This window comes from Pseudomonas sp. HD6422 (assembly GCF_025377065.1).
Taxonomy (GTDB): domain Bacteria; phylum Pseudomonadota; class Gammaproteobacteria; order Pseudomonadales; family Pseudomonadaceae; genus Aquipseudomonas; species Aquipseudomonas putida_U.
Genome location: NZ_JAHWIW010000007.1, coordinates 77,494 through 92,029, shown reverse-complemented (window position 1 = coordinate 92,029; position 14,536 = coordinate 77,494). Strand labels below are relative to the sequence as shown.

The window sequence follows — 14,536 nt, the reverse complement described above, 5'->3', positions numbered from 1 at the left end:
GCAGCTTGCAGCTCCAAATGCAGGTAGAATCACGCCCTGACTCAATCAGGGCGTTTTTCTATGCGTATTGGCCACGGCTACGATGTGCACCGTTTCTGCGACGGTGATTTCATTACCCTGGGTGGGGTGCGTATCCCCCACAAATACGGCCTGCTGGCCCATTCCGACGGTGACGTGCTGTTGCATGCCCTGAGTGATGCCTTGCTCGGCGCCGCTGCGTTGGGCGATATCGGCAAGCATTTCCCCGACACCGACCCGCAGTTCAAGGGTGCCGACAGCCGCGTGCTGCTGCGTCACGTGGTAGGTATCGTCGCGGCCAAGGGCTGGAAGGTCGGCAACGTCGATGCCACCATCGTCGCCCAGGCGCCGAAAATGGCCCCGCACATCGACACCATGCGCCGAGCCATCGCCGAAGACCTGCAGGTCGAACTCGACCAGGTCAACGTCAAGGCCACCACCACCGAGAAGCTTGGCTTCACCGGTCGCGAGGAGGGCATCGCCGTGCATGCGGTCGCCCTGCTGCTGCCCGCATGACCGAACTGGAACTGCTGGGCCCGCGTGCGTCGGGCGGGTCGCTGGGGACCGCGGTACTCAAGGCGGTGGCCGAGGACTTCCAGGTCGACGAAGTGCTCGACATCCCGCTCTCCGGCCAGGGCGAGCATCTGTGGCTGTGGGTCGAGAAGCGAGACCTCAATACCGAGGAAGCGGCGCGCCGGCTGGCACGAGCCGCTGGCGTACCGGTGCGAGCGATCAGCTACGCCGGGCTCAAGGATCGTCAGGCGCTGACCCGCCAGTGGTTCAGCTTGCACCTGCCTGGCAAGGCCGACCCCGACCTGTCCCGTGCCGAGGATGCCAGCCTGCGTGTGCTCAAGCAGGTTCGCCACCTGCGCAAGCTGCAACGTGGCGCCCATTCGGCCAACGGCTTCACGCTGCGTTTGACCGGCTTGACAGCGGATCATGCAGCGCTGGATGCCCGCTTGGAAAGCCTCAAGGCGCAAGGCGTGCCGAACTATTTTGGTAGCCAGCGCTTCGGCCATGCCGGCGGCAACGTCCATGATGCCCTCGATTGGGCAAGCCGCAAGGCGCTGCCAGAACAACGCAATGTACGTTCGCGGCTGCTTTCGGCGGCGCGCAGCTATCTGTTCAACCAGGTGCTGGCGGCGCGTGTGGCCGACGGTAGCTGGCAGATAGCCCAGGTCGGCGACTTGTTGGCGTTCACCACCAGTCGTAGTTTCTTTCCTGCAGGCGAGCAGGAATGCAGCGATCCGCGCCTGGCGATTCTCGACCTGCACCCGACGGGTCCGCTTTGGGGCGAAGGCTCAGTAGCGACCTGCGGCGCCCCCGGGGCGCTGGAATCGGCGGTTGGCGATCGGCACCCGCAGTTGTGTCAGTGGCTGGCGCAAGCGGGAATGGTTCACGAACGACGCATCCTGCGGCTCCCTATTGGCGGCTTGACGTGGCATTATCCAGAGCCTGATATCCTGCAACTGGAATTCGTCCTTCCGGCCGGATGCTTCGCCACCGTCGTGGTGCGCGAACTCGTCGATCTGGTGCCGGCAGGGCAGACGGACAGCCCATGCGTATTCTGATTTCGAATGACGACGGTGTTACCGCACCTGGCCTCGCCGCGCTTCACGCTGCGCTGGCGGATTATGCCGAGTGTTCGGTAATTGCCCCGGATCAAGACAAGAGCGGCGCCAGCAGTTCGCTGACCCTGGATCGGCCACTGCACCCGCAGGCCTTGGCCAACGGTTTCATCAGCCTCAACGGCACGCCGACCGATTGCGTGCACCTGGGGCTGAACGGTCTGTTGGCCGAGACGCCGGACATGGTCGTGTCGGGCATCAACCTGGGGGCTAACCTGGGCGATGACGTGCTGTATTCCGGCACCGTCGCCGCCGCCCTGGAAGGCCGCTTCCTGGGCGGTACCTCGCTGGCCTTCTCGTTGCTCTCGCGTCAGCCGGACAACCTGCCGACGGCGGCTTATATCGCCCGCCGTCTGGTCGAAGCGCAAGCGCGCCTGCAATTGCCGGCGCGCACCGTGCTCAACGTCAACATTCCCAACCTGCCGCTCGAGCACATCCGCGGCATCCAGCTCACCCGTCTGGGCCACCGCGCCCGTGCTGCGGCGCCGACCAAGGTGGTCAACCCGCGAGGCAAGGAAGGCTACTGGATCGCTGTGGCCGGCGATGCCGAGGACGGAGGGCCGGGCACTGACTTCCACGCGGTGATGCAGGGCTACGTCTCGATTACCCCGCTGCAATTGGACCGCACCTTCAACGATGCTTTCGAACAACTCGATGGTTGGCTGGAGGGCGTGCTCTGATGCGCGAACAGGACGATCTGCTGCGGCGCGGCATCGGCATGACCTCCCAGCGGACCCGGGAGCGGTTGATTCAACGTCTGTGCGAGGAGGGCGTTTCGAACCCCAAGGTGCTCGAGGTCATCCGCCGCACCCCTCGGCATCTCTTCGTCGACGAGGCCCTGGCGCACCGGGCCTATGAAGACACCGCGCTGCCGATCGGCCATAACCAGACCATCTCTCAGCCGTTCATGGTCGCGCACATGAGCGAACTGCTGCTCGAAGCCGGTCCGCTGGACAAGGTGCTGGAAATCGGTACCGGCTCCGGCTACCAGACCGCGATCCTCGCCCAGTTGGTGGAACGGGTGTTCTCGGTGGAGCGGATCAAGGTCCTGCAAGACCGCGCGAAAGAGCGTCTGGTCGAGCTCAACTTGCGTAACGTGGTATTCCGTTGGGGCGATGGTTGCGAGGGTTGGCCTGCCCTGGCGCCCTATAACGGCATCATCGTCACTGCAGTGGCCCCAGAGGTACCCCAGGCGTTGCTCGACCAGTTGGCTCCGGGAGGGCGCATGGTGATTCCGGTCGGTCCGGCGGGCGAAGTGCAACAGCTGATGTTGATCGTGCGCGAGGAGCACGGCTTCTCACGACGGGTACTGGGTGCAGTGCGTTTCGTGCCGTTGCTCAACGGCCCAGTAGCCTGAGTCGCAAGGCTTTTTCGCCCTCGCCGCGAATTCTTGCGTCGGCCGCCTGTCTATCTGGCGGGGGCTTCAGGGTATTCATGGGTATCCAGGCCAGACGACCCTCCCTTTGCGGATGGGCTTGGTTATAATTGCAACAATATTGCATTTCATTTCGTCTTTACGTTTTTTGGCACCATGAGGGGAGCGCGGGTGGGTCACACAGGCATGCGGCAGCGCAGGGATCGAGCGGGTTTCAAGCTTCTGGCGATTGCGTTGGCCATGGGGACCCTGTTGGCAGGGTGTTCGAGCACCGGCTCCAGTGGCGCACGGGTCGTCGACCGCGGCAGTTCGAACGCAGCGCCCAAGCGGCCGACCGTGACCTCCGGGCAATACATCGTCAAGCCGGGGGATACGCTGTTCTCCATCGCCTTCCGCTATGGCTGGGATTACAAGGAGCTGGCTGCGCGAAATGGCATCACGGCGCCATACACCATCCGTCCGGGCCAAGCGATTCGTTTCAGCAGCGGTTCATCCGGACGAACCACGGTCGTGTCCAGCCCATCGTCATCGAGCCGCACCACGGTCACCCGGCGGCCTGCTGGGACCACTACGACGACCACCAGCAAACCAGCCACCGCCACAGCGTCGAGCAGCACGCCGGTGGTCACCACCGTACCCGCCGCGGAGCGTGCGGTGGGCGGCTGGACCTGGCCTGCGAACGGTGTGCTGATTGGAAAATTCGCTTCAAACGGTAGTTTGAATAAAGGCATTGATATCGCCGGTGATTTGGGACAGCCTGTTTTTGCTGCGTCTGATGGTTCGGTGGTGTACGCCGGGAGTGGCTTGAGGGGCTACGGCGAGCTGATCATCATCAAGCACAGCGATACCTACGTCAGTGCCTACGGCCACAACCGCAGGCTTTTGGTTCGGGAGGGGCAGCAGGTCAAGGCAGGGCAGTCGATTGCTGAAATGGGGTCCACGGGCACTGATCGGGTGAAGCTGCATTTCGAGATTCGCCGCCAGGGCAAACCCGTCGATCCTCTCCAGTTCCTGCCACGTCGTTGACCATTGTGCCTGGCCTGTTCCTTTGACGTAGAGGGGACGGGCTCCAGCGATGCCAAGGAGACAGGCGCCGCTCGAGTCTGAGTTCGAACTCAGCAAAGGACTATAACAATGGCTCTCAGTAAAGAAGCGCCGGAGTTTGACATCGACGAGGACGTCCTCCTGATGGAGACGGGCATCGTTTTGGAAACGGATGTGGTGTCAGACGAACCTGCTGTACCTTCGGTTCGGACCAGGGCCAAATCAGGCTCTTCGCTCAAGCAGCACAAGTACATCGATTACAGCCGGGCACTCGATGCTACCCAGCTGTATCTCAACGAGATCGGCTTCTCGCCTCTGCTGTCGCCAGAGGAGGAAGTGCATTTCGCCCGCCTCTCGCAAAAAGGCGACCCTGCCGGGCGCAAGCGAATGATCGAGAGCAACCTGCGCCTGGTGGTGAAAATCGCCCGCCGCTACGTCAACCGCGGCCTGTCACTGCTCGATTTGATCGAGGAGGGCAATTTGGGTCTGATCCGCGCGGTCGAGAAGTTCGACCCCGAGCGTGGCTTCCGCTTCTCGACCTATGCCACCTGGTGGATCCGCCAGACCATCGAGCGGGCGATCATGAACCAGACCCGCACCATTCGCCTGCCGATTCATGTGGTCAAGGAGCTCAACGTTTACCTGCGCGCCGCGCGGGAGCTGACGCAAAAGCTCGATCACGAACCCTCCCCGGAAGAAATCGCCACGCTGCTGGAAAAGCCGGTAGCCGAGGTCAAGCGCATGCTGGGTCTCAACGAGCGGGTGTCTTCGGTGGACGTTTCGCTGGGCCCGGACTCGGACAAGACCCTGCTCGACACCCTGACCGACGATCGTCCAACCGACCCCTGCGATCTGCTGCAGGACGATGACCTGTCGCAGAGCATCGATCAGTGGCTGGGCGAGCTGACCGACAAGCAACGTGAAGTGGTGGTGCGTCGTTTTGGCCTGCGGGGGCATGAAAGCAGCACCCTTGAGGATGTTGGTCTGGAGATCGGCCTGACTCGCGAACGCGTGCGGCAGATTCAGGTAGAGGGGCTCAAGCGCCTGCGTGAGATTCTCGAGAAGAACGGCCTGTCCAGCGAATCGCTGTTCCAGTAACACGAGCTGGAGTCGAAGAGCCCCGTCATTTGGCGGGGCTTTTTCATGGCTATCGAAACCCGGAGGGCTCGCTCAAGCACCGAGCAAGCCGGAGGCCGACGCTTAAAAGATGGCATCCGCTACCTTTGTAGCGTTGGATGTAAGCCTTTGCTTACTCTTTGTGTAAGCCATCTATGTGATGAGGAGTAAATTATCGCCGTTTTCACATTCCGCGAAAATCTAAGTGCTTGAAAGTATTGCGTTTATTCGATGTGTGGAAGTGTGTCCCTGGTAATGTCTTGTGAGGTTTCGCAGTTTGCGGCACCGATTCAACTCGTTAGTATTCGAGCTGTGCACACGGACATGCACAGGCTCTCACGGATGAAGGCCAAGGACATCGCAAGAAGCGATTTCATCAGGACGATGTTTAGGACAAGCAGGGACTACGGAAAAAAATGTGGGCGGGTCAAACCGCCCCTTTTTTTTGCCTGGCGAAAATGAAAAAAGGCTCTCTCGAGCCTTTTTCATACGCTTGCGCTATCAGCGCTGCAGATCGGCGATCTTGCCGGTCTTGCCATCCCACTCTTCAGCGTCAGGCAGCGCGTCTTTTCTCTCGGTGATATTCGGCCAGATTTCCGCCAGCTCGGCATTGAGCTCGATGAAGTTTTCCATGCCAGCAGGGATCTCGTCTTCCGAGAAGATCGCCTGGGCCGGGCATTCAGGCTCGCACAGTGCACAGTCGATGCACTCGTCCGGGTGAATGACCAGGAAGTTCGGGCCTTCGTAGAAGCAGTCCACCGGACAGACTTCCACGCAGTCGGTGTATTTGCATTTGATGCAGTTGTCGGTGACGACGAAGGTCATTTCTAGTTCTCTCCTCAGGCGACGGCGGCGGCCCTTCCTCTCAGGGCCGCGCGGCTAACTGGCAATGGCTGCAGGCCAGGCTAATAGCCTGCAGCACCAGCAAACCGCGGCGGATTCTACCAGCTTGTTGTGGGCGCCGTTATAACAGGTTCTTTAGTTGATATAGCGTTTCGATAGCTTGACGCGGGGTCATGTCGTCCAGCGCCAGCTTGCCCAGCTTCTCGATGGCTGGGTGAGGCAGGCTGGCGAACAGGTCGCTCTGGTGCGGCACGCTTGGGGCATCGGCGGCTTTCTTGGCCACCGGGGCCTCATGCGGCAAGCTGCTGGTTTCCAGCCGGCCCAGGTGTTCGCGGGCACGCTGGATGACTGGCGCCGGCACGCCGGCCAGTTGCGCCACAGCCAGACCATAGCTCTGGCTGGCAGGGCCGGGCAGCACGTGGTGCAGGAAGACGATCCGCTCATTGTGCTCGGTCGCGTTCAGGTGCACGTTGGCCACCAATGGTTCGCTTTCGGGCAATACCGTCAGTTCGAAGTAGTGGGTGGCGAACAGTGTGTAGGCGCGCAGTTGGGCCAGGCGCTCGGCAGCGGCCCAGGCCAGCGACAGGCCGTCGAAGGTGCTGGTGCCGCGACCGACCTCGTCCATCAGCACCAGGCTGCGGTCGGTGGCATTGTGCAGGATATTGGCGGTTTCGCTCATCTCGACCATGAAGGTCGAACGACCGCCGGCCAGGTCATCGCTGGAACCGATGCGGGTGAAGATGCGGTCGACCAGCGACAATTCGCAACGGGCCGCCGGCACGAAGCTGCCGATATGGGCCATCAACACGATCAACGCGGTCTGACGCATGTAGGTCGACTTACCGCCCATGTTCGGGCCGGTGATGATCAACATGCGAGTGCTGTCGTCCAGGCTCAGGTCGTTGGCCACGAACGGCGTGGTCAGCACTTGCTCGACGACAGGATGGCGACCTTGGTCGATGCGCAGGCAAGGCTCGTCGACGAATGTCGGGCAGTTCAGGTCGAGGTTCAGCGCGCGCTCGGCCAGGTTGCTGAGCACGTCCAGCTCGGCCAGGGCGGCGGCGCTGTCTTGCAGCGGCGCCAGGTGGCCGATGAGGTTTTCCAGCAGCGCGTCGTAGAGCATCTTCTCGCGGGCCAGGGCGCGGCTCTTGGCCGACAGGGCCTTGTCCTCGAAAGCCTTGAGCTCCGGAGTGATGAAGCGCTCGGCACCCTTGAGGGTCTGGCGACGGATGTAGTCGCCCGGCGCCTGTTCGGCCTGCTTGGTCGGCAGCTCGATATAGTAGCCATGCACGCGGTTGTAGCCGACCTTGAGGTTGGCCAGGCCCGTGCGGGCCTTCTCCCGGGCTTCCAGGTCGATGAGGAACTGGCCGGCGTTCTCGCTCATGGCCAGCAGCTCGTCGAGCTCAGTGTCGTAACCGGTCTTGAGTACGCCGCCGTCACGGATCACAGCGGGCGGGTTGTCGATGATCGCCCGTTCCAGCAGGCTGGCCAGTTCCGGGTAGGTGCCGGTGATCGCGGCCAGGCGTGCCAGGTGCGGCGCCTCCAGCTCGGCCATGGCGTTCTGCAGCTCCGGCAGCGCCCCGAGGGCATCGCGCAGGCGCGCCAGGTCACGCGGGCGGGCGTTGCGCAGGCCGATACGGGCGAGGATCCGCTCGATATCGCCGATTTCCTTGAGCTGCGGTTGCAGTTTCTCGAAGCGGTAGCCGTCGAGCAGGCAACGGATCGACTGCTGGCGCGCCTGCAGGACCTTGAGGTCGCGCAGCGGACGGTTCAGCCAGCGGGTCAGCAGGCGGCTGGCCATGGCAGTCTGGCAGCGGTCGATCACCGACTGCAAGGTGTTGTCGCGGCCACCGGCCAGATTGATGTCCAGCTCCAGGTTGCGCCGGCTGGCGCCGTCGAGGATCACCGTATCGTCCATGCGCTCGTGGCGCAGGCTGCGCAGATGCGGAAGGGCAGTACGTTGGGTTTCCTTGGCGTAGGTCAGCAGACAACCCGCGGCGCCGATGGCCAGGGTCAGCTTGTCGCAGCCGAAGCCCTTGAGGTCCTGGGTGGCGAACTGCTGACACAGACTCTTGCGCGCCGAGTCACGGTCGAAGTCCCACGGCGCACGACGGCGCGCACCTGGGCGCTTTTCCGCGGGCAGGCCCTGGGGCCAGTCGTCAGGGATCAGCAGCTCGACCGGGTTGAGGCGTTCGAGCTCGGCCAGGAGGTTTTCCCAGCCTTTTATCTCTTGCACGCTGAAGTTGCCGCTGGTGATGTCCAGCACGGCCAGGCCGAACAGGCGCTCGTCACCCAGCAGGGCGGCGATCAGGTTGTCGCGGCGCTCGTCGAGCAGGGCTTCGTCGCTGACCGTGCCAGGGGTGATGATACGCACCACCTGGCGCTCCACCGGACCCTTGCTGGTAGCCGGGTCGCCAATCTGTTCGCAGATGACCACCGATTCGCCGAGCTTGACCAGCTTGGCCAGGTAGCCTTCGACCGAATGGAATGGGATGCCGCACATCGGGATCGACTGGCCCGCCGATTGCCCGCGGGCGGTCAGGGTGATGTCCAGCAGTTTTGCGGCTTTCTTCGCATCTTCGTAGAAGATCTCGTAGAAATCGCCCATGCGGTAGAACATCAGCTGGTCTGGATGCTGGTTTTTCAGCTTCCAGTATTGCTGCATCATCGGGGTGTGTGCGGATAGATCAGACATTCAGGGCCTTACAGCGGTCATCTGGTTGGCATTTTGCGAACCGCGCATTCTACAGGGATTTCCCTGCAAAGGGGCACGGAGCGGCGGCCCATCACCTATTCATGCATGGTTGCATTTCTTGAGGTTCGCTTGCATGATGCACGTTATGCAAAAGCGCAACGTAGCAACCGTACTCAGAGCACTGCTCGATCGCCACGGCCTGTCCCCGACGGAGCTGCACCGGCGCACGGGCGTCCCGCAATCGACTCTGTCACGGATTCTCAGTGGCAAGATCGTCGACCCCTCCGACAAACACGTGTCGAAAATCGCCGAGTATTTCGGTGTGAGCACCGATCAACTGCGCGGTCGCGCCGAACTGGGCGAAACGCGTGAACAGGCCAGGCCGGTGCATGGGCATGCGCAACTGAGCGACATCAGCTTGTGGGACGATGAAACCCCCGTCGAGGACGACGAGGTCAGTGTGCCTTTCCTTCGTGAGGTCGAATTGGCAGCCGGATCAGGAAGATTTGTCATCGAGGAGAGCGAACGCGCCCGCTTGCGTTTCGGCAAGCGCAGCCTGCGCCATAATGGCGTGCAGTTCGACCACGCCAAATGCGTCACCGTGCGGGGTAACAGCATGCTCCCGGTGCTGCGCGATGGGGCCACGGTCGGGGTGAACACCGGCAAGTGCTCGATCGGCGACATCATCGATGGCGATCTCTACGCCATCAACCACAACGGGCAGTTGCGTGTGAAGCAGGTGTACCGCCTGCCCACTGGCATCCGCCTGCGTAGCTTCAACCGCGACGAACATCCCGACGAGGACTACAGCTTCCAGCAGATGCAGGATGAGCAGATCAGTTTGCTCGGGCATGTGTTCTGGTGGGGCATGTACGCACGTTGACCCCGGCTTCCTGAAAAAACCGCTTCGGCGGTTTTTTTTTGCCTCCAGAAAATCCACTAAGGGCAAGCGACGCAGGGCGTGTGTATGCATTTTCGCAATTTATCGTGCGTCGAAATGACCTTTTACTCGTTGACCAATTATGCATTGATGCATAATGTGAGTTTGGGCCGGCCGTACACCTGTTGTTACACACGGCATCGTCGATTACCGGAAGCATGTTTGTGTCCCGCCGTTCGCCGGTGTCTAGAGCAGGCTGCAGAGAGGAGATAGAACAATGATGAACGAACCCCAAGCAGTACTGGAGATGCCGCTATGGGTGGTAATCGGGTTGGCATTGCTAGGCGGACTGAGCGGCGAGATGTGGCGCGCAGATAAGGCAGGCGTTAAGGGATGGTCGTTGTTGCGCCGCCTGGCATTGCGCTCAGGGGCCTGCGTGATCTGTGGCGTTTCTGCTGTGATGCTGCTCTATGCCTTGGGCCTTTCCATCTGGAGTGCCAGTGCTATCGGCTGTCTGACAGCTGTCGCTGGGGCAGACGTTGCCATGGGTATCTATGAGCGTTGGGCGTTCAAACGCCTTGGGTTGCATGTGGAGGAGCGGTCTGAAGAGGAGGCGCCGCGTGACCGATGAACGGTCTCACCTCGTTGCAGGTGACGGAGGTTGGTTACCGGGGAAGGCTTTGCCGCTGGGTTCGATGTCCCATAGCTGGTCGACTCGTGGAACACGCTTTCGCCGCGTCTGGCTGGCGCGTACCACGCTGCGCTGCATCGGTGGAAAGGCGGGCGAGGTGCAAGCCGTGAGTAGCGCCGAGCGGCGCTGACCACTGATCCATCGGAGGAGATAAACAAGGATGCTCAACGAATCACAACTGCTGCAGATACTGCCCAATGCCCGATCTGTCGTGGGTGTTTTCCTGCCGGCGCTCAATGCCAGCATGTCGCGCTGGGAGATCGACAAGCCGGGGCGAGTGGCGGCTTTTCTCGCTCAGGTGGGTCATGAATCCGGCCAGCTCCGTTATGTGCGCGAACTGGGCAGCGACGAGTACCTGGCCCGTTATGATACCGGTAGCCTGGCGCAGCGCCTGGGCAACACGCCACAGGCTGATGGCGATGGGCAGCGTTATCGCGGGCGGGGTTTGATCCAGGTCACCGGGCGTAACAACTACCAGGCTTGCAGCCGTGCGCTTTTTGGCGACGAGCGTCTGCTGGAACAGCCGCAACTACTCGAACAACCGCGCTGGGCCTGCGAATCGGCGGCTTGGTTCTGGCAGTCAAGGGGCCTCAATGCGCTGGCGGACCAAGGCGAGTTCAAACGCATCACCCGCCTTATCAATGGTGGGCTCAATGGTTTGGATGAGCGCCTGAAGCTGTGGAAGAGGGCTCAGGAGGTTTTGTGCTGAGACCCATCGTTTATTGATGCTGGTTTGCGCATGGCTTTGCCGACAAGCTGGCTCCCGGTTGCGTCGAACCGTTTTGGTCGGCACTGGCTTGTCGGCGATTGAGCCGTCGGTGCGGCGCCTAGTTCGATCAATCAACGCAATTGAAACCTACCTCCATGTCATTGATCAGTGCCTTGGCCATGGCGCTGAGGATGCGCGCTGCACTGCCGGCGATCAGATTGCTTTCCATTTCGGCTTCCTCGGTCAGGTGCTCGATGCAGCCTAGCAGGGCGGAGAGTTCGGAGAAGGCATGATCGAGGGGAATTCCCGGGCGGATGGCGTATAGCTCGGAGAAGTTGGTCTGGCCTGCGGTGGTGCGGGAGCCGAGCGTGGTTTTCATCGCGCACGCTCCAGTTTTTGGAGGTGGGTGAATACCGCTGCCAACAGGTCGGTGCGCATCGCCAGTTCGTCGAGGGCGGACGTGGCGGCTTCATCGGTTTCGGCGTTCAGGTAGTCGTTGCTGGTTTTGGTGAGGCTTTTCATGAGCTTGGTTGCGTAGAGCAGGGCTTTTTCGCGGGGGAGGTAGGGTGGAAATGTGTAGCGAGGGGAATTGAGGTCAGTGGGGGGAGGGATGATTTTTTTCATGGTGATCGTCCGCGGGGTTGGTCCAAAAAACCGCCACCAAGCACTTCTCACGGTTTGGGTGGCAGCCGTACGCGAGGTGAGAAGTCCGCGCCCCGAGTTCGCGGCTAGACCGAAGTCTGCACGCGCACGGCTACCATGACAGAAAGCCACAGCAGTAAGGGGCAACGTCGGCTTCTCACAGCCGCTCGCCATATGGGCGAACCGTGACCTTATCCCTGGGGTGCTTCCCCGCCTATCAGATGACATCCGACACAGGGCGTAGGATAGTTCGATATGGTTGTGCCACTGAAGTATTGGGATCCAGGTTCGGAATCTTCTTACGGAGCGGCGGTGGTTCAGGGTGTGCGCTTGAGAAATGTAGCGCTGCCGAAATCGAGCGCCGCCCGCGCGGCGCTTCGCGGGACAAGCCCGCTCCCACAGTTTGTTGCAACGAACCTATGTCTGTCAGGCCGGGGTTGTTCGCCTTTGGCGGCACCACCGAATATCGTGGTGAGCCCTGCGCCAACACAAATATCGCGCCGGGCCCACCAGGCTGACAACCATGACCTATCAGACATAGGTTCGTTGCAACAAACTGTGGGAGCGGGCTTGTCCCGCGAAGCGCCGCGCGGGCGGCGCTCGATTTCAGTGGCGCTGCACCTCTCAAGTGCACACCTCGCGAACCACAGTTCGGGCGCCGCTACATTTCTCAATCGCACACCCCAAATGCTACCGTACCCCATCCCCCCAAGGACTCCACCCATGGACCCGATCACCGTTCTCGCCACCCGCCTGGGCGAACATCTGCAACGCCTCAACGCCCATGTCACCACCGCCGAATCCTGCACCGGCGGCGGCATCGCCGAGGCCATCACCCGTGTGCCGGGCAGCTCGGCCTGGTTCGAGGCCGGTTACATCACCTACTCCAACAGCCAGAAAACCCGCCAACTGAACGTCCCCGAGACCCTGTTCGGCCAAGTCGGCGCAGTCAGCCAGGAAGTGGTCGAGGCCATGGCCCGTGGCGCCCAGGCCGCCACCGGCGCACGCTTTGCCGTTGCGGTGAGCGGCGTGGCCGGGCCTGACGGCGGATCGCCCGACAAGCCAGTGGGCACCGTATGGCTGGCTTGGGCCGATGGCGACCATGTCAGCAGCGAACGCCGGCACTTCGACGGCGACCGCGAAGCAGTGCGTCGACAGACGGTAATCGCCGCGTTAGACGGCTTGTTACAGCTCGGTGCCGAGTAAATCGACGACAGGGGTTTGCCTCGGCGCTCGCCTGTGGAATAATACTGGCTACTTATACAGGTATTCCGGCCGTCAGGGCCAAGTCGAACACGTGAGGATTTCAATGGACGACAACAAGAAGCGCGCCTTGGCTGCGGCCCTGGGTCAGATCGAACGCCAATTCGGCAAGGGCGCGGTCATGCGCATGGGCGACCACGAGCGTTCGGCCATCCCGGCCATTTCCACCGGCTCGCTGGGCCTGGACATCGCCCTTGGCATCGGCGGCCTGCCAAAAGGCCGTATCGTCGAGATCTACGGCCCGGAATCGTCGGGTAAAACCACGCTGACGCTGTCGGTCATCGCCGAAGCCCAGAAAAACGGCGCCACCTGTGCCTTCGTCGACGCCGAGCACGCCCTCGATCCGGAGTACGCTGGCAAGCTGGGCGTCAACGTCGACGACCTGCTGGTCTCGCAGCCGGACACCGGTGAACAGGCTCTGGAAATCACCGACATGCTGGTGCGCTCCAACGCCGTTGACGTGATCATCGTCGACTCCGTGGCGGCCCTGGTACCCAAGGCCGAGATCGAAGGCGAGATGGGCGACATGCATGTGGGTCTGCAGGCTCGTCTGATGTCCCAGGCGCTGCGCAAGATCACCGGTAACATCAAGAACGCCAACTGCCTGGTCATCTTCATCAACCAGATCCGTATGAAGATCGGCGTCATGTTCGGTAGCCCGGAGACTACCACCGGTGGTAACGCCCTGAAGTTCTACGCTTCGGTGCGCCTGGACATCCGCCGTACTGGCGCGGTCAAGGAAGGCGACGAGGTGGTCGGTAGCGAAACCCGCGTCAAGATCGTCAAGAACAAGGTCTCGCCGCCGTTCCGTCAGGCCGAGTTCCAGATCCTTTACGGTAAAGGTATCTACCGCAACGGTGAAATCATCGACCTGGGTGTTGCCCAAGGGCTGGTGGAAAAATCCGGTGCCTGGTACAGCTACCAAGGCAACAAGATCGGCCAGGGCAAGGCGAACGCTGCCAAGTACCTGCAAGAGAACCCGGCCATCGGCAACGAAATCGAGAAGCAGATCCGCGACAAGCTGCTCAATTCGGGTGCCGTTGCCGCTGCTGGCAAGGCTGCCGCCGCCGATGCCAACGCTGACGATGTAGCCGACGCCGACGCTGGCTACTAATTAGACGCGTATGTCCGTCGTACTCGACAATCCCGTCGCGGTCCGCCGGGCAGCCATGGACCTCCTCGCGCGCCGCGAGCATGGTCGAGTCGAGCTGACGCGCAAGTTGCGTCAGCGCGGCGCATCCGATGAGCTGATCGAGCCTGCGCTCGATCGGCTTGCCGAAGAAGGGCTGCTCAGTGAAGCCCGCTATCTCGAAAGCTTCATCCGTTACCGCTCCAATTCCGGCTACGGCCCTGCCCGTATCCGCGAGGAATTGGGCCAGCGTGGCCTCAACCGTGGCGACGTCGACCAGGCACTGCGTGAAAGCGAAGTGGACTGGGCAGCGCTACTCAGGGACACGTGGCAACGCAAGTTCGCCGGGCAGCGCCCTCATGATCCTCGTAGTCGCGCCCAGCAGACGCGGTTTCTTGCCTACCGTGGCTTTCCCATGGACATGATCGGCCGTCTGCTCAACGGGCGAGATCTGGACGATTACTGAGATGGCCTCATCGCCGGTTTGCCGGCGATGAGGTCGT

General features: G+C 61.8%; 16 protein-coding genes. 12 read left to right on the top strand and 4 right to left on the bottom strand.

Going from position 1 to position 14,536, the window contains the following annotated elements; all coding sequences use genetic code 11:
- Nucleotides 1–60: 60 nt before the first annotated feature.
- From ispF to rpoS, 6 genes are all read left to right on the top strand, one after another.
- Nucleotides 61–534 (top strand): 2-C-methyl-D-erythritol 2,4-cyclodiphosphate synthase, encoded by a 474-nt coding sequence (ispF, locus tag KY379_RS06860; RefSeq protein ID WP_133325982.1) that lies wholly within the window; start codon nucleotides 61–63, stop codon nucleotides 532–534.
- Nucleotides 531–1,589: a tRNA pseudouridine(13) synthase TruD gene (gene truD, locus KY379_RS06855; RefSeq protein ID WP_261239502.1), complete on the top strand. Its 1,059-nt coding sequence runs from the start codon at nucleotides 531–533 to the stop codon at nucleotides 1,587–1,589. Before ispF ends, truD begins: the two co-directional genes overlap by 4 nt.
- On the top strand, nucleotides 1,577–2,326 hold the full coding sequence (gene surE / locus KY379_RS06850) for a 5'/3'-nucleotidase SurE (protein ID WP_133325978.1): 750 nt from the start codon (nucleotides 1,577–1,579) through the stop codon (nucleotides 2,324–2,326). The genes truD and surE overlap by 13 nt, the downstream gene beginning before the upstream one ends.
- Before the next feature lie 38 nt (nucleotides 2,327–2,364).
- Entirely contained in the window at nucleotides 2,365–3,003 is a 639-nt protein-coding gene (locus KY379_RS06845) for a protein-L-isoaspartate(D-aspartate) O-methyltransferase (protein WP_165976041.1), read from the top strand.
- 189 nt (nucleotides 3,004–3,192) lie between these two features.
- Nucleotides 3,193–4,047 carry a peptidoglycan DD-metalloendopeptidase family protein gene (locus KY379_RS06840; protein ID WP_133325976.1) on the top strand — a complete coding sequence of 285 codons (855 nt, stop codon included), beginning with the start codon at nucleotides 3,193–3,195 and terminating at the stop codon, nucleotides 4,045–4,047.
- Between the two features lie 108 nt (nucleotides 4,048–4,155).
- Nucleotides 4,156–5,163: an RNA polymerase sigma factor RpoS gene (gene rpoS / locus KY379_RS06835; protein ID WP_133325974.1), complete on the top strand. Its 1,008-nt coding sequence runs from the start codon at nucleotides 4,156–4,158 to the stop codon at nucleotides 5,161–5,163.
- 519 nt (nucleotides 5,164–5,682) lie between these two features.
- Here rpoS and fdxA read toward each other — a convergent pair.
- On the bottom strand, nucleotides 5,683–6,006 hold the full coding sequence (gene fdxA / locus KY379_RS06830) for a ferredoxin FdxA (protein ID WP_133325972.1): 324 nt from the start codon (nucleotides 6,004–6,006) through the stop codon (nucleotides 5,683–5,685).
- Nucleotides 6,007–6,145: 139 nt separating this feature from the next.
- The gene (gene mutS, locus KY379_RS06825) at nucleotides 6,146–8,719 is read right to left on the bottom strand and encodes a DNA mismatch repair protein MutS (RefSeq protein WP_133325970.1); all 2,574 of its coding nucleotides are present in this window, start codon (nucleotides 8,717–8,719) and stop codon (nucleotides 6,146–6,148) included.
- A gap of 145 nt (nucleotides 8,720–8,864) precedes the next feature.
- Here mutS and KY379_RS06820 point away from each other — a divergent pair, with 145 nt between their 5' ends.
- The 3 genes from KY379_RS06820 to KY379_RS06810 all read left to right on the top strand — a co-directional run bounded on the left by KY379_RS06820 (nucleotide 8,865) and on the right by KY379_RS06810 (nucleotide 10,999).
- Nucleotides 8,865–9,602: a helix-turn-helix transcriptional regulator gene (locus KY379_RS06820; RefSeq protein WP_133326577.1), complete on the top strand. Its 738-nt coding sequence runs from the start codon at nucleotides 8,865–8,867 to the stop codon at nucleotides 9,600–9,602.
- Between the two features lie 274 nt (nucleotides 9,603–9,876).
- Nucleotides 9,877–10,230 (top strand): phage holin family protein, encoded by a 354-nt coding sequence (locus KY379_RS06815; protein WP_261239504.1) that lies wholly within the window; start codon nucleotides 9,877–9,879, stop codon nucleotides 10,228–10,230.
- A gap of 220 nt (nucleotides 10,231–10,450) precedes the next feature.
- The gene (locus KY379_RS06810; RefSeq protein WP_261239505.1) at nucleotides 10,451–10,999 is read left to right on the top strand and encodes a glycoside hydrolase family 19 protein; all 549 of its coding nucleotides are present in this window, start codon (nucleotides 10,451–10,453) and stop codon (nucleotides 10,997–10,999) included.
- A gap of 127 nt (nucleotides 11,000–11,126) precedes the next feature.
- Here KY379_RS06810 and KY379_RS06805 read toward each other — a convergent pair whose 3' ends face one another.
- Both KY379_RS06805 and KY379_RS06800 read right to left on the bottom strand, forming a co-directional pair.
- Complete coding sequence (locus KY379_RS06805; protein WP_196172190.1) at nucleotides 11,127–11,378, bottom strand: DUF3077 domain-containing protein; 252 nt, start codon at nucleotides 11,376–11,378, stop codon at nucleotides 11,127–11,129.
- Nucleotides 11,375–11,623 carry a hypothetical protein gene (locus KY379_RS06800; protein WP_261239507.1) on the bottom strand — a complete coding sequence of 83 codons (249 nt, stop codon included), beginning with the start codon at nucleotides 11,621–11,623 and terminating at the stop codon, nucleotides 11,375–11,377. The genes KY379_RS06805 and KY379_RS06800 overlap by 4 nt, the downstream gene beginning before the upstream one ends.
- A gap of 741 nt (nucleotides 11,624–12,364) precedes the next feature.
- Between KY379_RS06800 and KY379_RS06795 the strand changes: the two genes are divergently transcribed.
- The 3 genes from KY379_RS06795 to recX all read left to right on the top strand — a co-directional run bounded on the left by KY379_RS06795 (nucleotide 12,365) and on the right by recX (nucleotide 14,499).
- Complete coding sequence (locus KY379_RS06795; RefSeq protein WP_261239508.1) at nucleotides 12,365–12,847, top strand: CinA family protein; 483 nt, start codon at nucleotides 12,365–12,367, stop codon at nucleotides 12,845–12,847.
- A 103-nt stretch (nucleotides 12,848–12,950) separates the two neighbouring features.
- Nucleotides 12,951–14,018, top strand: a complete 1,068-nt coding sequence (gene recA, locus KY379_RS06790; protein ID WP_196172189.1) for a recombinase RecA — start codon at nucleotides 12,951–12,953, stop codon at nucleotides 14,016–14,018.
- Nucleotides 14,019–14,028: 10 nt separating this feature from the next.
- Nucleotides 14,029–14,499 (top strand): recombination regulator RecX, encoded by a 471-nt coding sequence (recX, locus tag KY379_RS06785; protein ID WP_133325931.1) that lies wholly within the window; start codon nucleotides 14,029–14,031, stop codon nucleotides 14,497–14,499.
- Nucleotides 14,500–14,536 lie beyond the last annotated feature (37 nt).